Origin of the sequence: Vreelandella nanhaiensis, assembly GCF_003990185.1 — a bacterium.
GTDB classification, from domain to species: domain Bacteria; phylum Pseudomonadota; class Gammaproteobacteria; order Pseudomonadales; family Halomonadaceae; genus Vreelandella; species Vreelandella nanhaiensis.
Genome location: NZ_RZHF01000029.1, coordinates 181,255 through 187,428, shown reverse-complemented (window position 1 = coordinate 187,428; position 6,174 = coordinate 181,255). Strand labels below are relative to the sequence as shown.

Sequence of the window (6,174 nt, the reverse complement as noted above, 5' to 3'; positions counted from 1 at the left end):
CACCCGGCTGGGTTTTTTGTGTGTCCGAAAGAAAAAGGGCTGACAAAAAAGGCGGCTTTCGCCGCCTCACACTTTCTATTCATTATTCACGATGATAGCAATACTGCTAACCGCAGATTACTTGTAGTGCTTCAAGCAAGCTATCCATCTCATCGTCAGTGCCGATGGTGATACGCAGAAAGTTGTTAAGTTCTGGGGTATTGAAGTGGCGTACCAAGATGCCACGCTCGCGAAGCCCCGCAAACAGTTGAGCTCCTGCATAATCAGGATGCTGGGCAAGCACAAAATTGGCCTTGGAGGGCAGTACCTCAAATCCCAAGGCTTCAAGACGCTGGCGGGTGCGCTCACGCGTAGTAATCACCCGCTCCCTGCACGCATCAAAGTGGGCTTCATCGTTAAGCGCTGCAATACCCACAAGGCTTGCCAGACTATCCACGGGGTAGGAGTTGAACGAGTCCTTAACGCGTTGCAGGCCGTCAATCAGCTCCGCTGAGCCAACGGCATAGCCCAAACGTAAACCAGCCAGGCTACGTGATTTGGAGAATGTGCCCGTTACCAGTAAATTTGGATAGCGATCAATCAGCGCTATCGCGCTTTCGGCTCCAAAGTCAACGTAGGCTTCATCAACCAGTACTACGCGGTCGGTCACTCGCTTCAAAAGCTTTTCAATGCTTTCCAATGAATGGGCATGCCCGGTAGGTGCGTTAGGGTTGGCGAAAATGACGCCGCTACGTTCTGAAGCCGAGCCTAACGCCTCGATATCTACTTCCCAGCTTGCGTTGAGCGAGTGAGGACGCAGCTCGACATTATAGAGATTGGCATATACTGGATAGAAACTATAAGTGATGGTTGGGACATCAAGCGGCGCGCCGTGGCAGAAGAACGCTTGAAATGCCAACGCCAACACCTCATCTGACCCATTGCCTACAAACACCTGCTGACTTTCTATGCTAAACGTCTTGGCAAGCGTTGCGCGCAAGGCGGCCGAGGTAGGGTCTGGGTAAAGGCGTAGATGGTCCGTTGCGTAATCACGCAGGGCCTGGCCTACACCCGGCGCCGGAGGGTAAGGGTTTTCATTGGTATTTAATTTGATAACACGCTCACGCGGCTGCTCGCCTGGGACATAAGGGGTAAGCGCCTTGATAGCGGGACTCCAGTATTGGCTCATGAGGGTAACCTGATTATCCTTGCGTAATAGGCCATGGTCGCTTGATGATCGTTCAAGCGCAAGCATTCGCATGCGGCTAGGGGGTGGGCGTCGCACCTTGTAACGGTTATGCTGTCATAATCGCACGTAAGAAATGTATGACCGACACGATAAGGAGAGACCGATGCAATTCAGGAGTTTGCTAGCCGGTTCGGCTATGTTGGCATTGTTGGCTGGTTGTGCAACCGGCGGCCCTTCCGGCCAGGAAAGTGATGCAGGTGTGAGCGCATCAGAACAGCACTACCAAGGCACGTTGCCTTGCCGTAACTGTGACGGTATTGATCTGGATGTCACCATGGTGGGTGAGGAGACAGGTGCAGCGGAAGAGCGTACCTTCACGCTGGATGCTACTTATCGTAACCATCCTCAAACGCCACCGCCTGAAAACTACGCAGGCAACTGGGAAGTGCTCAACGGCACACCGTCTGATCCAGACGCCACCGTTTATGAGTTAACGCCCAATGGCGATGGCCAGATTTACTACTTCCAGCGTATTAACGAGCGCACGCTCGAATTGATCGATCCTGAGCGCCGTCGCTTTGAAAATGGCGAAATGTTACAGCTACAGCGTCAGTAAGTTAGCGGTAGCAACAAAAGGCGGCCAATGGCCGCCTTTTGTATTTTAGTGCCTAGCATGAGGTCATAAGGCGTATTTATGACCCAACAGTAAGGGGAGTATGAACGCAGTGGCAAAAGCCAAAAGTGCTTATGTATGTACCGAGTGCGGCGCGGAGTATCGTAAATGGCAGGGCCAATGCTCCAGTTGTAACGAGTGGAATACGCTGAGTGAAGTTCGTCTGGCAAGCGCCCGTCCCGGCGGCGGTACCACCACCACGGGTAGGGCGGGCTACGCGGGTGATCTTTCCCGGGATGTGGTTGATCTAAGCAATGTCGACCTGAGCGAAGTGCCCAGACTCAGCTCTACCTTCAACGAGTTTGACCGCGTATTGGGCGGCGGCCTAGTACCTGGCTCAGCGGTACTGCTCGGCGGCAACCCGGGGGCAGGTAAATCAACCCTTCTGCTGCAAACGGCCTGCAAGCTGGCCCAACAGCGGCGCATACTCTATGTTACCGGCGAGGAGTCTCTTTCCCAGGTAGCCATGCGCGCCCACCGCCTGCAATTGCCCACCAGCGGCTTGAAAATGCTCGCGGAAACCAGCGTCGAGACGATTCTTGCCGTCGCTGATCGTGAAAAGCCCGAAATACTGGTGATTGACTCAATCCAGACCATGCATCTGGAAGATATCAGCTCAGCGCCCGGCGGAGTTGCTCAGGTGCGCGAGTCGGCGGCAGCGTTGACTCGCTTTGCCAAGCAAACCAATACGGTATTGCTATTGGTTGGGCATGTAACGAAAGACGGCACGCTGGCAGGCCCCAAGGTGCTTGAGCACATGATTGATGCCTCGCTGTTACTGGAAGGCGGGGCCGACTCACGATTTCGCACGTTGCGTGGCCAGAAGAACCGCTTTGGCGCAGTCAACGAGCTGGGCGTTTTCGCCATGCTTGAGCAGGGTCTTAAAGAGGTCAAGAACCCTAGCGCCATCTTTCTTTCACGCCAGGAGGAGCAGGCGCCGGGAAGTCTGGTCATGGTGGTATGGGAAGGCACTCGGCCTATTCTGGTCGAAGTGCAGGCGCTGGTGGATGAATCTGCTCTGGGCAACCCACGCCGTGTGGCAGTCGGCGTCGATCAAAATCGCCTAGCCATGCTGCTGGCCGTCTTAAATCGTCATGGTGGGCTGTTTACCGGTGATCAGGACGTATTCTTGAACGTCGTCGGCGGGGTGAAGGTATTGGAAACCAGCGCGGATCTCGCCGTGTTGCTTGCCGTGGTATCCAGCCTGCAAAACCGCGCGCTACCCAAAGAGCTTGTTGTGTTTGGCGAGGTGGGCCTCTCCGGCGAGATACGTCCGGTTCCCAGTGGTCAGGAGCGCATCGCCGAGGCGGCCAAGCACGGATTTCTGCGCGCTATCGTGCCACGTGCCAACGCGCCCAAGCAGGCACCCAAAGGGATGGACGTGATTGCTGTGGATAAACTTAGCGATGCGCTGGAGGCACTTTAAGTAGGCTACGCTATTAAGACATCGCTAAAAGACATCTAAGGCCAAGGAGAGATGCCATGAGTTCTATTCGCTTAACCCAATACAGTCACGGCGCTGGATGTGGATGCAAGATTGCGCCGGATGTGCTGGATAGCATTCTTGCCAAGGCAGGGCCTTCAGCTGGGCATAAGCAGCTGATCGTAGGTAATCAGGGGCGCGAGGACGCCGCCGTTTACGACCTTGGCGATGGCCGAGGCATGATCGCGACCACCGATTTCTTTATGCCGATTGTCGATGATCCATTTGATTTTGGGCGGATTGCTGCGACCAATGCGATCAGTGATATCTATGCCATGGGCGGCACGCCGGTCATGGCGCTCAGCATTCTCGGCTGGCCGCTGGATAAATTAAGTGCGGATATTGCCGGCGATGTGGTGGCCGGTGCCCAGGGCGTGTGCCGTGAGCTGGGTATCGCATTGGCGGGTGGGCACTCCATCGATGCCCCGGAGCCCATTTTCGGCCTGGCGGTAAACGGGCTAGTGGATCTGGATAAGCTCAAACTCAATAGTCACGCCAAACCGGGTGATCTGCTGTTCTTGACCAAACCTTTGGGTGTTGGACTGCTTACCACGGCAGAAAAACGCGGCCTGTTGGAAGCCGGGCATCACGGCTTGGCTCGGGAAACGATGCTCAAGTCCAACCGTATCGGGGTCGCGCTTGCCGATGTAAAAGGTCTCAACGCCATGACTGATGTGACTGGTTTCGGGTTGGCTGGGCATCTTTCGGAAATCTGTAGCGCCAGTAATGTCATGGCCCAGATTGATTTTCGCCGCCTGCCGCGGCTGGCAGAAGCCGAAGCGTATCGTCGACAGGGCGCTGTTCCCGGCGGAACGCTGCGCAATCGTGATGCGCTAGGCAAAAGTCTGCCCAATATGGATGAGGCTCACTGGCAATGGCTATGCGACCCGCAAACCTCGGGCGGCTTGCTGTTAAGCGTAGATCCTGCCTGGGAAGACGACGTTGAACGCATTGGTCGAGAATTTGGTTTATCCCTTGAGCCGTTTGGCGTCATGAAAGCCCGTGCAGGCGAAGCGCTGATTGAGATGGTCGGATAATGCTTGAAGCGCTACCTCCATCTTTACGTTTGATCAGCGAAGCGCGACCCCTGATTGATGTGCGTGCTCCGGCAGAGTTTACCCAAGGCAGTCTGCCGGGCGCGGTCAATCTTCCCTTGATGACAGATGAAGAGCGTCGCCAGGTGGGTATTGCTTACAAACAGCAGGGCCAGGAAGCAGCGATTGCACTAGGGGAACGGCTCGTCAGTGGTGAAATCAAACAGGCGCGTATTGCCGCTTGGCAGGCGTATCTTGTCGAGCATCCTGACGCCATCTTCTACTGCTTTCGTGGCGGGCTGCGCTCGCAAATTGCCCAGCAATGGCTTCAAGAAGCGGGGATTGAAAGACCACGTATTGAAGGCGGCTGGAAGGCCATGCGCCACGTGCTGTGCCAGCGTATTGAGGAAGCGGCCGAGCAGCCCATTCTGGTGGTTGCCGGGCTAACCGGGTGCGCTAAAACCACATTGATCAACCGGTTGGAAAACGGCGTTGATCTTGAGGCCTGTGCCAATCATAAAGGCTCTGCCTTTGGCCGCAAGCCTCAGGCCCCCACCACTCAGATTGATTTTGAGCATCTGCTGGCAGCGCGACTGCTGGCCTTGCCAGGGCGTCTTGTGGTTGAAGATGAATCCCGTCAGATCGGCAATGCCAATATACCGCTCTCCTTTTGGTACGCTATGCAGAGGGCGCCCCGTATACGAATAGAAATGTCGCTGGATTGGCGGCTTAACCAGCTCCAGCACGATTACATTATTCAGCTGGAAAAGGATTATGTGGCGCACTTTGGCCCTCAGCAAGGCTGGGAGCTGATGCAACTACAGTTGGGCAATGCGTTAATCCGTTTGGAAAAACGCTTGGGCAATGCACGTCTACAACGTTTGCAGCGTCTACAAACAATGGCTTTTAAAGCCCATAGTGAAGGTAATCCTCAAGCCCATGAGGCGTGGCTGGCTCCGCTCTTGACGGAGTATTACGATCCGCTTTATCGCTATCATCTTGAAAAACAGCGTGCTACGGCGGCGCCTGACATTCACGTGGGCGATTGGGAAAGTTGCCTGGAGGCTGCCAGGCAGTGGAGCACCTAGCAACCATTGGGGTATTTAAGCCACTTTTAGCCACTGGGTCATGACTCGGTCAAGCAAAGGGGCCAGCTGCTGGAAACGGGTTACTTGCTCCAATATCTGGCGGTTGTCCTGTATAAAACGTTTGGCCGCAGTCGTAGTGGGCATCGTATCCTCGCTACCGTTTAGCAGTTGAGTGGCGCTGGCAAGCGTTATCTCCAGATGGCAAAGCAGGCCCACTACGCGGCCGCTGTCCCAGCTAAACCCCTGTAAAGGCGCCGCAGGGCTTCCTCCGAGCGGCAAGGCATTATCCGGCAGGCTGAATACGTGGCGGTGCCACATGAAAGCTTCAAACTGCTCGGGTAAGTCAAACGGGCTTTCCGGGGCCATCGACACGGTATGCCAGCCTCGCTCTGGGTACGTACCAGGGGCTATTACGGCATCCAGTGCCTGGGCAATCCAAAGCGCGCCCAGGCCGATGCCTAGGATGGGCTTTTGGCCGTCCAGGTAGCGGTTGATCAGCTTGTTTTCGGCTTTGAACCACACAGGCGGCTGATTGAGAAACGCCTCTGGCCCGTCCAGAACAATCAGGGCATCGCTTTCTGCCGGGCGCGGGGTGAGTTCGCCCGCGTAAAGATGAAAAACGGTGTAACTATGTCCCATACTGCTCAACCAGTCGGTCAAGCGGGCGGGGTCATGATCAGAGCCGTGCTGTAGCAGATGAATATGCATGGTAATCTCCTCGCCGGCCG

General features: G+C 55.5%; 6 protein-coding genes. 4 read left to right on the top strand and 2 right to left on the bottom strand.

The annotated features are described in order from the left end of the window. Nucleotides 1–106 precede the first annotated feature (106 nt). On the bottom strand, nt 107–1,168 hold the full coding sequence (gene hisC / locus ELY38_RS18960) for a histidinol-phosphate transaminase (protein ID WP_127063711.1): 1,062 nt from the start codon (nt 1,166–1,168) through the stop codon (nt 107–109). A 163-nt stretch (nt 1,169–1,331) separates the two neighbouring features. Here hisC and ELY38_RS18955 point away from each other — a divergent pair, with 163 nt between their 5' ends. The 4 genes from ELY38_RS18955 to mnmH all read left to right on the top strand — a co-directional run bounded on the left by ELY38_RS18955 (nt 1,332) and on the right by mnmH (nt 5,446). Then, nucleotides 1,332–1,784, top strand: coding sequence for a copper resistance protein NlpE N-terminal domain-containing protein (locus ELY38_RS18955; protein WP_127041454.1), 453 nt, complete (start codon nt 1,332–1,334; stop codon nt 1,782–1,784). Between the two features lie 109 nt (nt 1,785–1,893). Further along, complete coding sequence (gene radA / locus ELY38_RS18950; RefSeq protein WP_127063724.1) at nt 1,894–3,267, top strand: DNA repair protein RadA; 1,374 nt, start codon at nt 1,894–1,896, stop codon at nt 3,265–3,267. A 56-nt stretch (nt 3,268–3,323) separates the two neighbouring features. Next, complete coding sequence (gene selD / locus ELY38_RS18945) at nt 3,324–4,361, top strand: selenide, water dikinase SelD (RefSeq protein WP_127063710.1); 1,038 nt, start codon at nt 3,324–3,326, stop codon at nt 4,359–4,361. After that, the gene (gene mnmH, locus ELY38_RS18940) at nt 4,361–5,446 is read left to right on the top strand and encodes a tRNA 2-selenouridine(34) synthase MnmH (RefSeq protein WP_127063709.1); all 1,086 of its coding nucleotides are present in this window, start codon (nt 4,361–4,363) and stop codon (nt 5,444–5,446) included. Before selD ends, mnmH begins: the two co-directional genes overlap by 1 nt. Nucleotides 5,447–5,461: 15 nt before the next feature. Here mnmH and ELY38_RS18935 read toward each other — a convergent pair whose 3' ends face one another. Beyond that, a complete protein-coding gene (locus ELY38_RS18935; RefSeq protein WP_127063708.1) occupies nt 5,462–6,154 on the bottom strand; it encodes a type 1 glutamine amidotransferase in 693 nt (230 codons plus the stop codon). Nucleotides 6,155–6,174 lie beyond the last annotated feature (20 nt).